The organism is Mesorhizobium sp. M0910, assembly GCF_040319465.1.
GTDB lineage: Bacteria > Pseudomonadota > Alphaproteobacteria > Rhizobiales > Rhizobiaceae > Mesorhizobium.
This window is the reverse complement of the sequence record NZ_JAMYNZ010000002.1, coordinates 57606-74547: the sequence shown is the minus strand read 5'-3', so window position 1 is coordinate 74547 and position 16942 is coordinate 57606. Positions and strand designations below refer to the sequence as shown.

Annotated in this window: 15 protein-coding genes; 6 read left to right on the top strand and 9 right to left on the bottom strand. The window is 66.1% G+C overall.

Annotated elements, in window-relative coordinates; genetic code table 11:
• Nucleotides 1-17: 17 nt before the first annotated feature.
• From NKH78_RS04135 to tsaD, 3 genes are read right to left on the bottom strand one after another with little or no spacing between them, the layout of a single operon-like run.
• A complete protein-coding gene (locus NKH78_RS04135; protein WP_292663798.1) occupies nucleotides 18-314 on the bottom strand; it encodes a YciI-like protein in 297 nt (98 codons plus the stop codon).
• A gap of 27 nt (nucleotides 315-341) precedes the next feature.
• Nucleotides 342-1352, bottom strand: coding sequence for an NAD(P)H-dependent glycerol-3-phosphate dehydrogenase (locus NKH78_RS04130; protein WP_352740593.1), 1011 nt, complete (start codon nucleotides 1350-1352; stop codon nucleotides 342-344).
• Nucleotides 1349-2434: a tRNA (adenosine(37)-N6)-threonylcarbamoyltransferase complex transferase subunit TsaD gene (gene tsaD, locus NKH78_RS04125; protein ID WP_352778813.1), complete on the bottom strand. Its 1086-nt coding sequence runs from the start codon at nucleotides 2432-2434 to the stop codon at nucleotides 1349-1351. The genes NKH78_RS04130 and tsaD overlap by 4 nt, the downstream gene beginning before the upstream one ends.
• Nucleotides 2435-2539: 105 nt before the next feature.
• On the opposite strand from tsaD, the gene hemC reads away from it, so the two are divergent.
• The 6 genes from hemC to NKH78_RS04095 all read left to right on the top strand — a co-directional run bounded on the left by hemC (nucleotide 2540) and on the right by NKH78_RS04095 (nucleotide 8931).
• The gene (hemC, locus tag NKH78_RS04120) at nucleotides 2540-3466 is read left to right on the top strand and encodes a hydroxymethylbilane synthase (RefSeq protein ID WP_352740591.1); all 927 of its coding nucleotides are present in this window, start codon (nucleotides 2540-2542) and stop codon (nucleotides 3464-3466) included.
• A 1-nt stretch (nucleotide 3467) separates the two neighbouring features.
• The gene (locus NKH78_RS04115; protein WP_352740590.1) at nucleotides 3468-4184 is read left to right on the top strand and encodes a uroporphyrinogen-III synthase; all 717 of its coding nucleotides are present in this window, start codon (nucleotides 3468-3470) and stop codon (nucleotides 4182-4184) included.
• A gap of 347 nt (nucleotides 4185-4531) precedes the next feature.
• Nucleotides 4532-6052, top strand: a complete 1521-nt coding sequence (locus NKH78_RS04110; RefSeq protein ID WP_352740588.1) for a COG4223 family protein — start codon at nucleotides 4532-4534, stop codon at nucleotides 6050-6052.
• 8 nt (nucleotides 6053-6060) lie between these two features.
• Nucleotides 6061-7677, top strand: a complete 1617-nt coding sequence (locus NKH78_RS04105) for a heme biosynthesis protein HemY (protein WP_352740586.1) — start codon at nucleotides 6061-6063, stop codon at nucleotides 7675-7677.
• A 39-nt stretch (nucleotides 7678-7716) separates the two neighbouring features.
• Nucleotides 7717-8196 (top strand): tellurite resistance TerB family protein, encoded by a 480-nt coding sequence (locus NKH78_RS04100; RefSeq protein ID WP_352509112.1) that lies wholly within the window; start codon nucleotides 7717-7719, stop codon nucleotides 8194-8196.
• An 18-nt stretch (nucleotides 8197-8214) separates the two neighbouring features.
• Nucleotides 8215-8931: a glutamine amidotransferase gene (locus tag NKH78_RS04095; protein ID WP_352690292.1), complete on the top strand. Its 717-nt coding sequence runs from the start codon at nucleotides 8215-8217 to the stop codon at nucleotides 8929-8931.
• Here the strand turns inward: NKH78_RS04095 and NKH78_RS04090 are convergent, their stop codons facing one another.
• The 6 genes from NKH78_RS04090 to NKH78_RS04065 all read right to left on the bottom strand — a co-directional run bounded on the left by NKH78_RS04090 (nucleotide 8932) and on the right by NKH78_RS04065 (nucleotide 16933).
• Nucleotides 8932-10173, bottom strand: coding sequence for an MFS transporter (locus NKH78_RS04090; RefSeq protein ID WP_352690290.1), 1242 nt, complete (start codon nucleotides 10171-10173; stop codon nucleotides 8932-8934). It abuts the gene before it with no gap.
• A gap of 550 nt (nucleotides 10174-10723) precedes the next feature.
• Nucleotides 10724-11188: a Ros/MucR family transcriptional regulator gene (locus NKH78_RS04085; protein WP_352479997.1), complete on the bottom strand. Its 465-nt coding sequence runs from the start codon at nucleotides 11186-11188 to the stop codon at nucleotides 10724-10726.
• A gap of 164 nt (nucleotides 11189-11352) precedes the next feature.
• Complete coding sequence (locus tag NKH78_RS04080; RefSeq protein WP_352740584.1) at nucleotides 11353-12057, bottom strand: ROK family protein; 705 nt, start codon at nucleotides 12055-12057, stop codon at nucleotides 11353-11355.
• Nucleotides 12058-12076: 19 nt separating this feature from the next.
• On the bottom strand, nucleotides 12077-13453 hold the full coding sequence (gene zwf, locus NKH78_RS04075; RefSeq protein ID WP_352740582.1) for a glucose-6-phosphate dehydrogenase: 1377 nt from the start codon (nucleotides 13451-13453) through the stop codon (nucleotides 12077-12079).
• A 22-nt stretch (nucleotides 13454-13475) separates the two neighbouring features.
• Complete coding sequence (gene gnd, locus NKH78_RS04070) at nucleotides 13476-14492, bottom strand: phosphogluconate dehydrogenase (NAD(+)-dependent, decarboxylating) (RefSeq protein WP_352882050.1); 1017 nt, start codon at nucleotides 14490-14492, stop codon at nucleotides 13476-13478.
• Nucleotides 14493-14506: 14 nt separating this feature from the next.
• Nucleotides 14507-16933 carry a glucan 1,4-alpha-glucosidase gene (locus NKH78_RS04065; RefSeq protein ID WP_352882047.1) on the bottom strand — a complete coding sequence of 809 codons (2427 nt, stop codon included), beginning with the start codon at nucleotides 16931-16933 and terminating at the stop codon, nucleotides 14507-14509.
• Nucleotides 16934-16942 lie beyond the last annotated feature (9 nt).

Sequence of the window (16942 nt, the reverse complement as noted above, 5' to 3'; positions counted from 1 at the left end):
CTCAGGTGCCGCCGCGATCAGATGTCCGCCGGCTTGTTGAAGCTCCAGTTCCACTGCCGGATTTCGACGCTTTCGAACAGCCCTGCCTTGGTATAGGGATCGGCCGCCGACAGGGCTTTTGCCGCAGCCAGATCTGGCGCCTCGACGACGGCGAGAGTGCCGTTCGGCTTGCCGTCGGCGTCGAGGAACGGGCCGGCGAAGGCCAATTTCTTGTCGCCGTTCAGCCCTTCCAGGAAGGCAAGGTGCTTGGGCCGCGTATCGAGCCGCACCTGCAGGCTTCCTGGCTTGTCCTTGCAAATCAGCGCAAACAGCATCTTTTCCATCTCCGCAATCATTGGGAATTACATGTCGGTTTCGGTCTTGAGCGGCCGTGTCATCAATGCCGATACAGCCTGGTCTATGGTTATGGTGCCGTCCAGTATGGCGGCGACGGCGGCAATGATCGGCGCGTCGATCCGGCGCTCGCCGGCGATGCGGGCGGCGATTGCCGCCGTCGGCACGCCTTCCGCCAAAGGCAAGCCGGCAAGCGGCTTGCCTTGCCCCAGCGCCAGCCCATAAGCGAAATTGCGCGACTGCGCGGACGAGCAGGTGAGCAGCAGGTCGCCGAGGCCGGAAAGCCCCATCAGCGTCTCCGGCTTGGCGCCAAAGGCGGCGCCGATGCGGCGCAATTCGACGAAACCGCGCGTCACCATCGCCGCCTGGGCGCTGGCACCGAGCCCGGCGCCGGTGACGGCACCCGCGGCAATGGCAAAGACGTTCTTCAGCGCGCCGCCGATCTCGACGCCGATCAGGTCGTCGCTCGAATAACAGCGCAGGTTTTCCGCCGAAAAGCGGGCGGCGAGGTCGGTGGCCAGAGCCTCGTCGCGGGCGGCGACCACGACGGCCGTCGGCAGGCCCCTGGCGACGTCGGTGGCAAAGCTTGGGCCCGACAAAGCGGCGACCGGATTTGCCGGCAGGATACGCTCGGCAATGGACGACAGCAGCGCGCCGGTGTCGCGCTCGATGCCCTTGGCGCAGAGGACCAGCGGGACGCCTTTCGGCGTATGGCTGGACGCGGCCGTCAGCATAACCCGTAACGACTGTGCCGGCGCCACCGCCAGAACGCAGTCGACGCCGTCGAGGGCGGCCACGATGTCGCTCGTCGCCACGATGCCGGCCTGGAGCGCGATGCCCGGCAGATAGCGCGGATTTTCGCCACGCTCGATCGCCGCGACGGTCTCCGGGTCGCGCGCATAGAGGCGGACGAAATGACCGGCGCGCAGCATGGCCAGCGCCAGCGCCGTGCCCCAGGCGCCGCCGCCGAGCACGGCGACGCGCCAACCGCTTGGCGCCTTGTGCTCGCTGGCGGTCATGCCTTGGCCCCACGCCGGCCCGAGCCGACCATCGGAGCGGAGATGCTGTCCAGCGGCCACCGCGAGCGCGGCACGAAATCGGCGGCGTTTTCGCCTGATATCCCGGCGCGCAGGCGCTCGATGCCGGCCCAGGCGATCATCGCCGCATTATCGGTGCAGAGGTTAAGCGGCGGCGCGACGAAGCTGAACCCGACCTGCTTGCACAGGCCCTGCAATGTCGCCTTGATCGTCCGATTGGCGGCGACGCCGCCGGCAACAACCAGCGCAGGCTCGGCCTTGTCCGGGAATTGCTGACGGAACCTGGTCAGCGCCCGCGCAACACGGTCGCCCAGCGCATCCGCGACCGCCGCCTGGAAGGAGGCGCAGATATCGGCGACGTCCTGGTCGCTCAGCGGGGCAATCGCCGTTGCCGCCTGGCGGACCGCGGTCTTGAGACCGGAGAAGGAAAAATCTGGCTGTGCCGAGCCCTTCATCGGGCGCGGAAACGCAAAACGCGCCGAATCGCCATTTGCCGCCGCCTTCTCGACATTCGGTCCGCCCGGATAGGGCAGGCCGAGCATCTTGGCCGTCTTGTCGAAGGCCTCGCCAAGCGCGTCATCGATGGTCGTCGCCCAGCGCTGGTAGTCGCCGACGCCGCGCACGGCGACGATCTGGGTATGGCCGCCGGAGACCAGCAGCAAGAGGTAGGGAAAGTCGAGCCCATCGGTCAATCTGGCCGTCAGCGCGTGGCCTTCGAGATGGTTAATGGCGATCAGCGGTTTTTTGGCTGCTGCGGCGATTGCTTTTGCCGTCATCAGGCCGACGATCAGCCCGCCGACAAGACCGGGACCGGCTGTGGCGGCAATCGCATCGATGTCGGCGAGGTCGACGCCGGAATCGGCCAGCGCTGCCTCGATGATGCCGTCGAGCGCCTCGACATGGGCGCGCGCGGCAATCTCCGGCACGACGCCGCCGAAAGCAGCATGCTCCTCGATCTGGCTGAGCACAATGTTCGACAGGATTTGCGGCGTGCTGCGACCGTCCAGCGCCACCACGCTGGCGGCGGTCTCGTCGCAACTCGTCTCGATGCCCAGAACGCGGATCAATTCGTCGCTGTCCTCGATGATTGTGCAATCGGCCTTTCCCCGATAGGAGAAAACCCGGAAAAACCGCCTCGATCTGCCGGGGGTTATCACGGACGGCGCGTCATGCAAACAACCTTGAAAATCGGAACACGCGGCAGCCCGCTGGCACTGGCGCAGGCGCATGAAACGCAGGCGCGGCTGATGGCCGCGCACGGTATGCCGGCGGAAGCTTTCGAGGTGGTCGTCATCTCGACCAGCGGCGACCGCATCCAGGACCGGCCGCTGTCGGAAGCCGGCGGCAAGGGCCTGTTCACCAAGGAGATCGAGGAGGCGCTGCTGGCGCGCCGCATCGACATCGCCGTGCATTCGTCGAAGGACATGCCGACGCTGTTGCCCGAGGGGCTGGAACTGTCCGCCTACCTGCCGCGCGAGGACGCGCGCGACGCCTTCATCGGCAAGGCGGCGCGAACGATTGCCGGCCTGCCGCAAGGCGCCAAGGTCGGTTCGTCGTCGCTGCGGCGCCAGGCGCTGATCCGGCGGATGCGGCCGGACGTCGAAGTGGTGATGTTTCGCGGCAATGTGCAGACGCGGCTGCGCAAGCTCGACGACGGCATCGCCGACGGCACCATCCTCGCCTATGCCGGGCTGAAGCGGCTCGGGCTCGAGGACGTCGTCACCGACCTGATGCCGCTCGACGTCTTTCCGCCGGCGCCGGGGCAAGGCGCGATCTGCATCGAAAGCCGCATCGGCGACCGCGATGTGGAACAGATGCTGGCGGCGATCCACGACGGGCCGACCGGCGTGGCGCTGGCCTGCGAGCGCGCCTTCCTGGCGGCGCTCGACGGCTCCTGCCGCACACCGATCGCCGGCCATGCGACGATATCGGGCGGAACGGTTTCCTTTGCCGGGCTGATCATCTCGCCCGATGGCACGCAGTCGCATGAGGTCAGGCTGGAAGGGCCGGCGCAACAGGCTGCCGGCATCGGCGCGGAAGCCGCCGCGATCGTTCGGGCCAAGGCCGGCGAAACATTCTTCGACGGCTGGACCTGACATGCTCCGCGTCCTGGTGACGAGGCCCGAACCGGGCGCCTCGCGCACGGCGCGCCGGCTCGCGGATGCCGGCTTTCAGCCGATCCTGCTGCCGCTGACCGAAACGGCGGCGCTGCCGGTCGACGCCGGCGCGCTCGCTGACGCCGCCGCGGCGGTCGCGGTCACCAGCGCCAATGCGGTTCGCCATGCGCCGAAAGAGGTCATTGCCGCGCTCGCGCGCTTGCCGTGCCAGGCTGTCGGCAGGAAGACGGCGGAAGCCGCCCGCAGGGCCGGGTTTCTGTCCGTCGGCGAAGGCCCGGGCAATGCCAAGGCGCTGGCCGATGCGCTCGCTGGCGGTTACGCGGGGCAGACCATCGTCTATCTCTGCGGGCGGGTGCGCTTTCCGGACTTCGAGGAGCGGCTGTTTGCGTCGGGCGTTCATGTCCGCGCCGTCGAGACCTACGACACTTTTGCGCTGGATTATTCCAACGAGGCCGTTCTTGCGCGCCTGTCCGCCCGGCCGGTCGAGGCGGTGCTGCTCTATTCGGCCAAGGCGGCCACGGCGATGCAGGCCCTGGCTAGCCGTCCGGCGCTGCGCGGTGTTTTTGAAGATGCACGCCTTCTCGCCTTGTCGGGACGTATTGCCGCGGCCCTAGGCGAGGTCGCCGGCGAAAGGATCCGGATTGCGCCTGAGCCCAGCGAGGATGCCTTGCTGGGGCTTTTGCAGGCGTCGCGCTGACAGCCATCTGCCTGTTTCGGACGTTGGCATACCTCCTGCTGGCATCCTCACTATTCCGCAGCTTCGCGGGCAGCACCAAGCTGAGGCGATTGCGCTCGGGCACATTTTGTTCTTGCTTTGTGCCGGCAGCTATGCTAGAAAATCACTTAGGTGCTGATTCGCGCCAACGACCCGCCGCCGAGGCGGGTTTTTCATTTCTGGTCCCGCATGCCGTGTCCCAAAATCGCTGCGGCGTTTTGCCAAAACTGAATTCCAAAGCCGTGGCGTCATCACGCCGCCCCTTTTCACCGCTTGGTGATGTGCTAGACCCTTCAAACCATCCGAAGCGAATTTTGCGGAGCCCGAGCATGGTCAAGACGCCGAAGATGCGGCATTCCAAGAGCCGCCGTGAGCCGGTGACCATCGAGCTCGAGCCCGGCGCCGTCTCGCGAGTCGCCGCCGAACAGGAGGCCGGCAAACAGCAGCCAGACAGTGCAGAGTCAGCGGGGGCGCAAACCGACGAGGCGAAAGCCGAGGAAGCGGCGAACGCCTCGCAGCCCGAGCCGCCTGAAGAGCCGGTGCATGCCGACCAGACCGATCTCGAGCCGTGGGAACATGCCGACGCAGCCGCGCCGGCCGGCACGCAAGAGCCGGCGGACGCCGGCGCCGATCCTACCAGGGAAACGGAAACCTCTTATCCCGCCGGTTCGGATGCGCCGGCCGGGCGCTCCACGGCTTCCGACTACAGTTTCGAAGATGCATCCAGCCCAACCGGGGCCAACGAACCGGGGATCCCAGGCTCCGGCGAGAAGACAGCTGAGGCGAGGGACGACCATATGGCAGCGCAGCCGAAGCGGAGCGGCATCAGCGGCATCGCCGCCGGTATTGTCGGCGGCGTCATCGCGCTCGCCGCCGCCGGCGGGCTGCAATTTGCCGGCCTGCTCGGTGCGCCGGGGTCGGGCGGCGTGTCGCTCGACGCGGTCAATGGCGAGATCGTTTCGCTGAAACGCGAGGTCGCGGACCTCAGACAGGCCGACGCCAACAATGACGCCTCGGCCAAGGTGGACGGGCTGTCGTCGGCGCTGGACCAGGTCAGGGCGGACGTCGCGGCGTTGAAGTCGACGGTCGAACAAGGCGGCGCCGGCGACAATGCCGGGCTGGCGGCACTTGGCGACAAGGTCCGGCAGATCGAGCAGGCGGTCGCGGCCCTCGGCAAGGCCGGCGGCACGGCGCCGGTCGATCTCGGCCCGCTCAACGAAAGGCTGGCCGCGCTCGACGCCTTGGTGAAGTCAGCCGGCGAAACGGCAAAGGCGCAGGAAGGCCGGCTTGCGGCCCTGGAACAGTCGGTTTCCCAGCTCTCGGGCAAGGTCGATGCACAGGCTTCGCAGCCGAAGATCGCGCTGGCCATTGCCGCCTCGGCGCTCAAGGCTGCGCTCGACCGAGGTGCGCCGTTCGCAGCCGAACTCGAAACCTTTGCCGCGATCTCACCGGATGCGCCCGAGATCGCGACGCTGCGCGCCTATGCCGAAAAGGGGGTGCCGACGCGGGCCGAGATTGCCGCCGAAGCGGACGCCGCCGCCAACGCCATGGTCGCTGCCGCAATGCCTGTCGACCAGAATGCCGGCATCCTGCAAAAGCTGCTGTCGAGCGCCGAATCGCTGGTCAAGGTCAGGCCGATCGGCGCCGTCGAAGGCACCGGCGTCCCGGAAACCGTTGCCCGTATGGAGGTCGCGGTCAATCAGGGTGACTACGCCAAGGCGCTCAGTGAATACGAAGCCCTGCCTGAGGCGGCCAAGGCCGCCGGCGCCGACTTTGCCGGGAAACTGAAAGCGCGGATGGAGGTCGAGACACAGATCGATTCGCTCATCGCCGGCGCGATGAAGGCGTGAGGAACCCAATGATCCGCATCCTCGCATTCCTTGCCGTCGTCTTTGCGCTCGGGCTCGGCTTCGCCTGGCTGGCCGACCGGCCGGGTGAAATGCTCGTTACCTTCAACGGCTATCAATACCAGGTCAGCCTGATGGTCGCGGCGGTGGCGGTCGTTGCCGTGGTTGCCGCGGTGATGATCGTCTGGTGGCTGGTCAAGGCGCTGTGGAACAGTCCCTATACGATCTCGCGCTATTTCCGCGTGCGTCGCCGCGACCGCGGCTATCAGGCGCTGTCGACCGGGATGATCGCCGCTGGCGCCGGTGACGGCGCGCTCGCCCGCAAGAAGACCAAGGAAGCGGCAAAGCTGATCCGCTCCGACCAGGAGCCGCTGATCCAGCTGCTCGACGCGCAGGCCTCGCTGCTCGAAGGCGACCATGAAGGCGCCCGCGAAAAGTTCGAGACCATGCTCGACGATCCCGAAATGCGGCTGCTCGGCCTGCGCGGGCTTTATCTCGAGGCCGAGCGGCTCGGCGACCGCAACGCAGCCCGCGACTATGCCGGCCGGGCCGCGGCGGTAGCGCCGCAACTGGCCTGGGCGGCCGAATCGACGTTGGAAGACCTGACCGGGCGTGGCGACTGGGATGGCGCGCTGAAACTGGTCGATGCCCAGAAGTCGACCCGGCAGATCGAGCGCGATGCGGCCAACCGGCGTCGCGCCGTGCTGCTGACTGCCAAGGCGCAGGCGCTGATCGACAGCGATGCCAATGCTGCAAGGGCAGCGGCGCTCGAAGCCAACCGGCTGCGGCCGGATTTCGCACCGGCGGCGGTCGTCGCGGCGAAATTGCTGTTTCGGCAGAACGACGTGCGCAAAGGCTCGAAAATCCTCGAGGCGGCGTGGAAGGCCGAGCCGCACCCGGAGATCGCGGAGCTCTATGTCCATGCCAGGCCGGGCGATGCCGTGCTCGACCGGCTGAACCGGGCAAAGAAGCTGCAGGAGCTGAAGAAGAATCATGCCGAGTCCTCGCTGGCCGTGGCGCGCGCCGCGCTCGATGCGCAGGATTTTGCAACCGCCCGCCGCGAGGCGGAAGCCGCCATCCGCATGGATCGCCGCGAAGGCGCCTATCTGCTGCTGGCCGACATCGAGGAGGCCGAGAGCGGTGACCAGGGCAAGGTGCGGCAGTTGCTGTCGAAGGCGGTGAGAGCGCCGCGCGACCCGGCCTGGGTCGCCGACGGCGTCGTCTCCGAACGCTGGGCTCCGGTATCGCCGATCACCGGCAGGCTCGACGCATTCGAATGGCGGGCGCCGATGGAGCGGCTCGGCCAGTTGATCGACAGCCATGAAGAGACTCCGGAGGGACCGATGCCGGCCATCGCGGCTCCAGCCAAACCGGTACAGGAAACAGCCGAGGCGATCGAGCACACAGCCGTTGCTGCCGAGACACCGGGCACAGCGACCGAAGTGAGGACCGAAAACCGTGCCGCCGAGGATCATGTGACACCAATCACCGCGGCGGCGTTTGCCCAAGTGCCGGAAGATGCCGAAGCCGTCGAGCCGGCGCAGGAGCTGACGCGGCTGCCCGACGATCCCGGCGTCGATCCCGACGACGCGGCGGACAAATCGACGCGCCGGTTTCGTTTGTTCTGATCAGGGTCGAGTGGACCCGGGCTTATTGGGAATGATTTAATGTTCGAACGCGTTTTGTCGTTTCTAAGGGATCTGCCGTCCGGTGGTGGCGCCAGCCCCAGCGCCGACGATCCGCGCGTTGCCGCGTCCGCCCTGCTTTTCCACGTGATGAACGCCGACGGGGTGCGCCAGGATACCGAATGGGAGCGGTTCAAGAAGGTGCTGGCGGAAAGCTACTCGATCAGCGGCGACGAACTCGACGCGTTGGCGGCTGCCGGCGAGCGGGCCGACAATGAGGCGATCGACCTCTACGCCTTCACCAGCGTGCTCAAGCGCCATCTCGACGCCGAGGCGCGAAAGGCCTTCATCGGTCTGATGTGGGAGATCGTCTATGCCGATGGCGAGCTGCACGAACTCGAGGACAATACCGTCTGGCGGGTCGCCGAGCTGATCGGCGTCGAACGTCGCGACCGTGTCGAGGCGCGCCTCAAGGCGGCCGCCGCGGCTCCTGGTGCTGCCGGAACGTCAAGCGACGAATAGACAGGGTCCAGCCTTCCAATGCCGCCCAAGCCAAGCCCGAGACCAAAGATCCTGATCGTGCTGCATCAGGAGCATTCGAGCCCCGGACGGGTCGGCCATATGCTTATCGAGGAAGGCTTCGACCTCGACATCCGCCGACCGCCGCTCGGCGAGGCCTTACCGCAGACGCTGGATGGACATGCCGGCGCGGTGGTGTTCGGCGGCCCGATGAGCGCCAATGACGGCGACGAGTTCGTCCGCCGCGAGACCGACTGGCTTAAAATTCCGCTCAACGAGAACCGGCCGCTGCTTGGCATCTGCCTCGGCGCGCAAATGCTGGTCAAGCATCTTGGCGGCAGGGTCGAGGGCCACGGTGAGGGCCTCGTCGAAATCGGCTGGTATCCGCTTAAGGCGACCGAAGCGGGCAGCAGGCTGATGCATTGGCCGGAAATGGTCTATCAATTCCATCGCGAGGGCTTTTCGCTGCCGAAGGACGCGACGCTTTTGGCGACGGCCGAAACCTATCCCAACCAGGCCTTCCGCTATGGCGACAATGCCTGGGGCATCCAGTTCCATGGCGAATTGACCCGGGCGATGATGCAGCGCTGGGTGGTGCGCGGCGCGCACCGCTTCGAACTGCCCGGCGCACAGCCCGGCCGCGACCATCTCGGCGGCCGGCTGATCTGGGACATGCACCTCAAGCGCTGGCTCAGCGAGTTCCTGCCGATGATTTTCGGCAAGCCGGCGCTGCGGTAATCAGTTTCGCCCCTTGAGATGACGCACCTTGCGCAGTTGCGGGAACAGCACCGCCCATAGCCCGGCGACAGCGATCGCCCCGACACCGCCGACCACCACGGCCGGAACCGTGCCGATCAGCGCGGCCATGGTGCCGGCGCGGAATTCGCCGAGCTCATTCGAGGCGCCGACAAACACCTGGTTGACGGCGTTGACGCGGCCGCGAACGTCGTCCGGCGTCCACAGCTGGATCAGCGTCTCGCGGATATAGACGCTGAACATGTCGGTGGCGCCGAGCAAGGCGAGAGCAGCGATCGACAGCCAGGTGATGGTCGAGAGGCCGAACAGGACGGTGAACGCGCCGAACAGCGCAACGAAGCCAAGCATGACAAGGCCGGCATGGTTGCGGATCGGGTGTCCGGCCAGCCAGATGGCGACGCAGATGGCGCCGACGCCGGGCGCCGAGCGCAACAGGCCGAGCCCCCACGGGCCGAGTTCGAGGATATCGCGCGCGTAGACCGGCAGCAGCGCCGAGGCGCCGGACAGGAGCACCGCGAACAGGTCGAGCGAAATCGCGCCGAGCACGATCTTTTCGCTCCAGATATAGCCGAAGCCGGCGAACAGGGTCTGTACCGTCGGCCTGTCGGTCCTGCTGCGCTGGGCAGGCTTCGGGATGGTGAAGATCAGCACGGCGGCAATGAGCATCAGCACGGCCGCTGTGGTGTAGGCAGCTTCGGCCGAAAGCCCATAGAGCAGGCCGCCGGCGACCGGCCCGACGATGGTTGCCGTCTGCCAGGCGGACGAGTTCCAGGCGATGGCGTTGGCGAAATCCTCAGGCGGCACCAGATTGGCGAACAGCGATGACGAGGCCGGCCCGAAGAAGGCGCGCGCAATGCCGAACATGGCGAGCACGATGAAGACCGGCATCGGCCCGGAGAGGCCGCGCAGCGTCAGCAGCAGGAGGGCCAAGGCGCAGCCCGCCTCGACCAGCACCGCCAGCGCCATGATCAGCCGGCGCCCGAAACGGTCGGCAACGTCGCCGGTGACCAGCACCAGCAGCAGCGAAGGCAGGAACTGGACGATGCCGACAAGGCCGAGGTCGAACGGGTCGCGGGTCAAATCGTAGATCTGCCAGCCGACGGCCACCGACACGATCTGGGTGGAGAATGTCGAGAGGAAGCGCGCCGCCCAATAGCTCAGGAACGGCCGGTGGCGAAAGGCGGCATAGCGCTGGTCGGATGGTACTTGGGATTCTGCGGTCATGGAATAAGGCCCCGTGGCGGCGATGTCGGCCGGCGGGGCACTTCCACGATGGGCGCTGGTCCGGCCAAGAGAGCCTTTAGCGCAGTTCGGCGCAAGGCGCGCGCAAAAATCCGGCCTGGATCAAGGAATTTCGGGCTACCATGCTAATTGCATATGGCAAACGCGCTCGGCGGAGGTGGAGAGGTTATTTGGCGCACAGGTCGAGTTCCTTCGCGCCCCCCCTCTGTCCTGCCGGACATCTCCCCCTCAAGGGGGGAGATTGGACGTCCCGACGGCTTTCGCCAACCTCCAGCGTCAAAGGCGATTCCTGCGTTTAAAGAGACGACTGGCGAGGTAGCCAATCTCCCCACTAGAGGGGGAGATGTCCGGCAGGACAGAGGGGGGCGCTGTCCCTCTGGTACCAAAAAATTCCGCACCTTCGCCACGCGGAGAAAGTCGCAGCATGGATACCAAGGTTTCCACGACGTCGCTTCGCTGAGGATAACGAAGCGCGCTCCCACGCCTGCCCACGTGGTATCGCTGAAGGATCAAACCTGCTCTCGCCTTGGTATCAAGCCGTCGCCTTGGCCTTCCTGCCCCGGCTCTTGACGGGCGCGGGCGGGGCGGCTTTGCGGCCGAGGCCGATCGCCTTGGCCAGCTGCGAACGCGAGGCCGCGTAGTTGGGAGCGACCATCGGGTAGTCCGACGGCAGGCCCCATTTGGCGCGGTAGGCGTCTGGCGTCAGCCCGAAATGAACGCCGATATGGCGCTTCAAGGATTTGAACTTCTTGCCGTCCTCGAGACAGATGATGTAGTCCGGCGTCACCGATTTCTTGGGATTGACGGCAGGCGTCAGCGGCGCGGCGACCGGCACTGCCGGTTGCCCCAGCCCACCTATGGAAGCGCTGACGCTGGCGATGAGATCGCCGAGGCCGGAAGCCGGCAAGCGGTTCTTCTCGACATATGCGGAGACGATATGGGCGGTCAGCTCGAGCAGGTCGATGTCTTTGCGAGCGTTGTTGTTGTCGTCGGTCAATCTATCTCTCCGTCCGTGGGGGTCGCAGAAATTCCTAGTCGGCAAATCTGCGCAATGCAATGACGCCGCACCACGTCACACATTATTTTGAATAATAATACTAACGGCAGCGCGGGATTAACAACCCTGAGCCGGTGCTCGATAATATCAGACAATCAGCAATATCAGATAATCAGGGATTTGTCGCGCCACAGTCGAAATCCGCCTTCGAAGGCGTGTGTGTTGTCGCCGCGTCTGCAATCGGCGGGCAAGTCGGTGAGTTCATCGACATTGCCGCCGCCGATGACCACGTAATCCGGCTGCATGGCGGTGCGAAGCCGGTCGACGACGTCGAAGACGTATTTGCGCCATTTCTTCTTGCCGCGCTTTTGCAGCCCGCGTTCGCCGACATAGTCTTCGAAACTGCCGCGCTTCTTGTAGGGAAGATGGGCAAGCTCCATCGGCTGGGCGACGTTATCGACGATCATCGCGGCCCCCAGGCCGGTGCCGAGGCCAAGGAACAGCATGCGGCCGCCTTCATAACTGCCGACGGCCTGCATCAGCGCATCGTTGACGACCTTCACCGGCTTGCCGAACTCAGTGGCGAAATCGCAGCCGACCCAGCCCTTGCCGAGATTGGCCGGTTCGGTCAAAGGCCGGTTGTGGTGCACGGGACCCGGATAGCCCATCGAGACGACATCGTAGTGCAGCCCTTCGGCGAGCGTCTTCACCGCAGCGACCATCTGCTGCGGCGTCAGCTCCGGTCCGGAAGCGGTCTTGCGCTCCTCTGCGCCGGCGCTGGTGCGGATCTTGACGTGCGAGCCGCCGATGTCGATCGCAAGCACGATCTGTTCAGCGTCGGGTGCCGGTCGCTTCACCGCTTTGGCCATCGCTTTCGCCTCCCAGAAATCATTTCGCTGGATTGATCCAGCCGTTCGGCGGCCCGAATCCAGCCATGGCTTCGGCCGGCCCCCAGGTCTTTGGCGCGTAGACAGGCGGCGGAGTGGTGTCGCCGAGCACCGGGCCGACGATGCGCCAGGCGAGCTCGCTGGCGTCCTGGCGGGTGAACAACTGGCCGTTGCCGTTCATGGCGTCGCCGATCAACCGCTCGTAAGGCGGCATGTCGCCCTTCGAATCGTCGAGCGCGGTGAGCTCGACCTGTTCGCCGACCATGTCGTCGCCGGGTGCCTTGCGCCGGGCTCCGATCGAGATCGCCACTTGCGGATCGATGCGGAAGCGCACGTGATTGCAGTCGCCGGGTTTGATCGGATCGAAGACGTCGAGCGGCGGCCGCTTCAGCCGCACGATGACCTCGGTGGCGTGCACCGGCAGGGATTTGCCGGCGCGGATGAAGAACGGCACATCTTGCCAGCGCCAGGTATCGACGAAAAAGCGCACCGCCGCGAAGGTCTCGACCGGCGAGTTCGGCGCCACGCCCGGCTCGTTGAGATAGCCGTCGAACTGGCCGCGCACGACATCGTCCCTGGTCAGCGTCCGGATCGCCCGCAGCACCTGGACCTTCTCGTCGATGAGATCGTCGGCCGAACGGCCGACCGGCGGCTCCATGGCGAGCAGCAAGAGGATGTTGAGCAGGTGGTTTTCGATGACGTCGCGGATGCAGCCGACCTCGTCATAGAACCGGCCGCGGCCCTCGACACCGAAATCCTCGGCCATGGTGATCTGCACGCTCTCGACGAAGTTGCGGTTCCAGATCGGCTCGAGGAAGGAATTGGCGAAGCGGAAATAGAGCAGGTTCTGGATCGCCTCCTTGCCGAGATAATGGTCGATGCGGAAGATCGACTTCTCGTCGAAGACCAGATGCAGTACCCGGTTCAGCCAGCGCGCCGATTGCAGATCGTGGCCGAACGGCTTTTCCACCATCAGGCGCGCGCCCTGGGCGGCGCCCGACTGCTCCAGCCCCTGGACGACCACCTCGAACATGGCCGGCGGCACCGCCAGATAGTGCAGCGGCCGCTCAGCGCTGCCCAGCGCGGTCTTCAGCTTCTCGAAGGTCGCAGGCGCCCGGTAGTCGCCGCTGACATAGCGAAGCAGCGAGGCAAGCCTGGCAAAGATCTTCTCGTCGATGCTGCCGATGGCATTGACGATACCGTCGCGGGCGCGCGCCTGCAGCTTGGCGAGGTCCCAGGGATCGAAGGCGACGCCGATCACCGGCTCGTTCAGCGTTCCCTTGGCCACCATGGCGTAGAGGGCGGGAAAGATCTTCTTGTGGGCGAGATCGCCGGTGGCGCCGAAAAGCACCAGCGTGTCGGACCGTTCCTGGCTCATGGGCGTGCCTCCCTGTCGCCCGTCACGAGCCGGCCTTCGGTTTTTCGACATGACCGCCAAAGGCATAGCGCATGGCGGACAGAAGCTTGTCGGCGAATTCGGATTCGCCTTGCGAGGAGAACCTGTCGAACAGCGCCGACGACAGCACCGGCGCCGGCACGCCGGTGTCGATCGCCGCCTTCAGCGTCCAGCGGCCTTCGCCGGAATCCGAAACCCGCCCGCCGAACTGCGTCAGCGACGAATCGGCCTTCAGCACGCCGGCCGTTAAATCGAGCAGCCATGAGCCGATGACGCTGCCGTGCCGCCAGACCTCGGCCACCTCGGCGATGTCGATGTCGAACTGGTAGTATTGCGGGTTTTCCAGCGGGCTGGTTTCGGCGTCGGCGGTGCGCTGCCGTTTCCCGGCATTCGCCGACTTCAGGATGTTCATGCCCTCGGCATAGGCGGCCATGACACCATATTCGATGCCGTTATGGACCATCTTCACGAAATGGCCGGCGCCGCTCGGCCCGCAATGCAGATAGCCGAAGGGAGCGGTTCCGGCGTCCTTGCCAGGGGCGGGCGAAGCGGCGTCGGCGCCGGGCGCCAGCGTGGCGAAGACCGGATCGAGATGCTGGACCGCGCTGTCAGGGCCGCCGATCATCAGGCAGTAGCCGCGCTCGAGGCCCCAGACGCCGCCGCTGGTGCCGACATCGACATAGCTCAAGCCTTTCAAGGCCAGGCGCGCGGCGTGGTCGACGGCCTCATGATAATAGGAGTTGCCGCCGTCGATGATGATGTCGCCGGGCTCCATCAGGGCGGCCACCTGGTCGACGATCCGGCCGGTGATCGCCGCCGGCAGCATCAGCCAGGCGCTGCGCGGCTTCGTCAGCTTGCCGACGAAGTCCTCCATCGAGGCGGCTCCGACCGCGCCGGCGCTCACAAGCGCCGCGACGCTCGCCGGGTTGATGTCGTAGACGACGCATTCGTGGCCATCGCGCAGCAGGCGCCGAACCATGTTGGCGCCCATCCTGCCCAGTCCCATCATTCCTATCTGCATGGTCTCGTCCTGCCTTACTTGAGGGATCGATGATCTAGTGGCTGTGACGCATCGTCGATACCAACGGAAAAGTCGACATCCTCCCAACGGCCAGCATCGGACCAGAAGAATGTGAAGACAATGCTATTGCCCGGAGCGGCGTCGGCAACCGGCAACTCCGCGAGATGGATGCCGAAAAGGTTCGCGGCGGTCCCGGTGTCATGGACGGTAGCCCAATTGTCGCTGCTCCAATGAACCACCGCCCGGGCCAGAACTTCGATGCGCAGCGCCTTGCCTGCCGGGATGGTACGGATCTTGTGGTTGAAGCGCCATGCCCTGAGGCGCGACACCGTTCTGCCCTCGATATAGCGCTTGACGCCTTGTGGCGGCATGTCGAACACGGCGCCGTCGCGGAGCGAACGTAATAGTTTGATGTGCTCGGAATGCGCCCAAACCAGCGGCTTGGCGCTGCCCGAGGGGCCGCCATGCCGCAATTCGCGCTCCGGCATGTCTGGACCATCCCAGACCTGCTCCGGCAGCAGGCCGCCCGGCCCGGCGGAGCCCTCAAACGTCGCGAGCAGGCTTGCCGCTTTGTCCTTGCGTCCCGCCGCCAGCTCGTAATGCGCGCGCTCGCCGACCAGCAGCGGCCAGGGCCGGCCCTGGCCGGTTCCATCGAAGGGCGCGCCGTCCGCATGCTCACCATAGCCGTCGCCGTTGTAGCGGTACCAGAGCGGCCCCTGCGGCAGCTCGCAACGCAACTGCGCGTCGATCACCTTGACCGTGTCGAGGATGCGCGGATCGTCGGCCGCCCTGAGGCCGAAACGGACCAGCGCCAGCGCGTCGGGGCTGACGATCGCCTTGGCCGGCCGATCGGTATCGGCCGGCGGGCGGTTCTTGATCGGGACGTAGCCGTCTTTCGGCGATGCCGCGCCGGCTTTGTCGGGCGGCGCAATGCGGACATAGTAGCCCTCGACGCCGGCTTCATCGCCCGAGGAGCTACCGGCGACGTAGGTCCAGCGCTCGATCTGATCGTTCCAGACATCGGCGGTTTCGCGCAGGTAGTTTGCCGGCTCTGTTTTGCCGACGGCATCGAACATGTCCGCAGCCGCTAGCAATGCGGCGATCTCGACGGCAAGCGTGAACGGGCTGTAGCCGGCGTCCTCTTCCCAGCGGTCTTCGCCGGTGACGGGGCCGTTGCGCACGACGTAGGAGGCCGCGCGCTCGATCATCGGCATGAAGGAGGAGAGTACCGCAGGCGGCAAATGCCCGGCGCGGCGCAGCGCGTCGGCGAGCAGCAGCGGGAAGGCGCATTCGTCCATCTGGATGCCCGGCCAATAGGCCGAACCGTCGAGCCAGGCGTTCTGCGGCCAATGCCCGTCCGGCTGCTGGATCGAGCGCAGATAGCCAAGGATGCGCAAGGCTTCCGCCGGGTCGCCGGCGGCGAGGAAACCGCCGGCGGTTTCGACCAGATCGCGCGGCCAGACCAGGTGATAGCCGCCGAGATCGTCGTCGCCCTTGTTGAAGCCCCACGGGATCGACAGGCTGGCCACGGCTGCTCCGGTAGACGACCGGTGTGCCGCCAGTACCGCTGTGCTGAGCCGGTAGCTGTTGAGGCCGGACGCCGCATGCCGGTCCAGCGGCAGCAGGCCGGTCTGCCATTTGCGCCATTTCTCGGCGTAGGATCTGGCTGCGGGCTCAAAACCTTGCCTCAGGCTGGCGAAAGCCGTTTCCGCCGCCTGTTGCGGCGTCGTGCCGAAGCCGAGCGCCAGCAATATTTTTGGGTTCGCGGCCGAAAAGCCGATCTCGCCGGTCAGCGCGACATTGCCGTCCTCGGCCCTGCGGCAGCACGGATCGAGCCGGCCGCCTTGACGAAGCTGCTGCCAGCCGTCGGAGGCGCCGACATAGCCGGCCGAGCACGCCTTCCACGGCAGCGACGAGGCGAGCGCCAGGCAGGTGCCGCGTCCAGATGCAAACAGGACAGGCTGTCCTTCATGGCCGTCGATCCAGGCGGTGTTGCCCATGCCGGCGTTGACGAGGTGCGGCGCCAGCAGCGCGTAGACGCGGTAGTCGGCGGCCGCGCCTTTGAGCGGCGTGAAAATGATCTCCTGCAGCACGACAGGACGTTCCGGATCCGTAATGATCCGCTTTTGGATCCGGTAGCTTCCATCGGCCGCAGTGTTGACCAGCCGATAGGCAGGCACCCCGTCCTCGAGCGGTTCGATGCTGTGCTCGGCGTCGCGCTTTTCTTCCGAGAAATAGCCGTCGCGTCCGGTGACGATCAGCCCCAGATCGCGGGTGCAGGCGCTGTCGACGCGGGGATAGTAGATCTCGTTGAGAATACCGTGACTGATGGTGAACCAGATCGGGCAGGCCGGCGAGAGCGCAGTGCCGACGCCGCTCTTGGCGCTCGAGGTCCAGCGCGCCGGAATGCCGGGTGCACCCGGGGCAAGGTTCGCTGCCATTCAATCGGT

Bases quoted from the DNA above. Each gene is read 5' to 3' on its own strand.
- NKH78_RS04090 (WP_352690290.1), bottom strand. From the start codon at position 10,173: ATGACCGCAGAATCCCAAGTACCATCCGACCAGCGCTATGCCGCCTTT.
- zwf (WP_352740582.1), bottom strand. From the start codon at position 13,453: ATGAGCCAGGAACGGTCCGACACGCTGGTGCTTTTCGGCGCCACCGGC.
- NKH78_RS04130 (WP_352740593.1), bottom strand. From the start codon at position 1,352: ATGACCGCCAGCGAGCACAAGGCGCCAAGCGGTTGGCGCGTCGCCGTG.
- NKH78_RS04105 (WP_352740586.1), top strand. From the start codon at position 6,061: ATGATCCGCATCCTCGCATTCCTTGCCGTCGTCTTTGCGCTCGGGCTC.
- NKH78_RS04135 (WP_292663798.1), bottom strand. From the start codon at position 314: ATGCTGTTTGCGCTGATTTGCAAGGACAAGCCAGGAAGCCTGCAGGTG.
- NKH78_RS04100 (WP_352509112.1), top strand. From the start codon at position 7,717: ATGTTCGAACGCGTTTTGTCGTTTCTAAGGGATCTGCCGTCCGGTGGT.
- NKH78_RS04115 (WP_352740590.1), top strand. From the start codon at position 3,468: ATGCTCCGCGTCCTGGTGACGAGGCCCGAACCGGGCGCCTCGCGCACG.
- NKH78_RS04065 (WP_352882047.1), bottom strand. From the start codon at position 16,933: ATGGCAGCGAACCTTGCCCCGGGTGCACCCGGCATTCCGGCGCGCTGG.
- NKH78_RS04095 (WP_352690292.1), top strand. From the start codon at position 8,215: ATGCCGCCCAAGCCAAGCCCGAGACCAAAGATCCTGATCGTGCTGCAT.
- hemC (WP_352740591.1), top strand. From the start codon at position 2,540: ATGCAAACAACCTTGAAAATCGGAACACGCGGCAGCCCGCTGGCACTG.
- NKH78_RS04080 (WP_352740584.1), bottom strand. From the start codon at position 12,057: ATGGCCAAAGCGGTGAAGCGACCGGCACCCGACGCTGAACAGATCGTG.
- NKH78_RS04110 (WP_352740588.1), top strand. From the start codon at position 4,532: ATGGTCAAGACGCCGAAGATGCGGCATTCCAAGAGCCGCCGTGAGCCG.
- gnd (WP_352882050.1), bottom strand. From the start codon at position 14,492: ATGCAGATAGGAATGATGGGACTGGGCAGGATGGGCGCCAACATGGTT.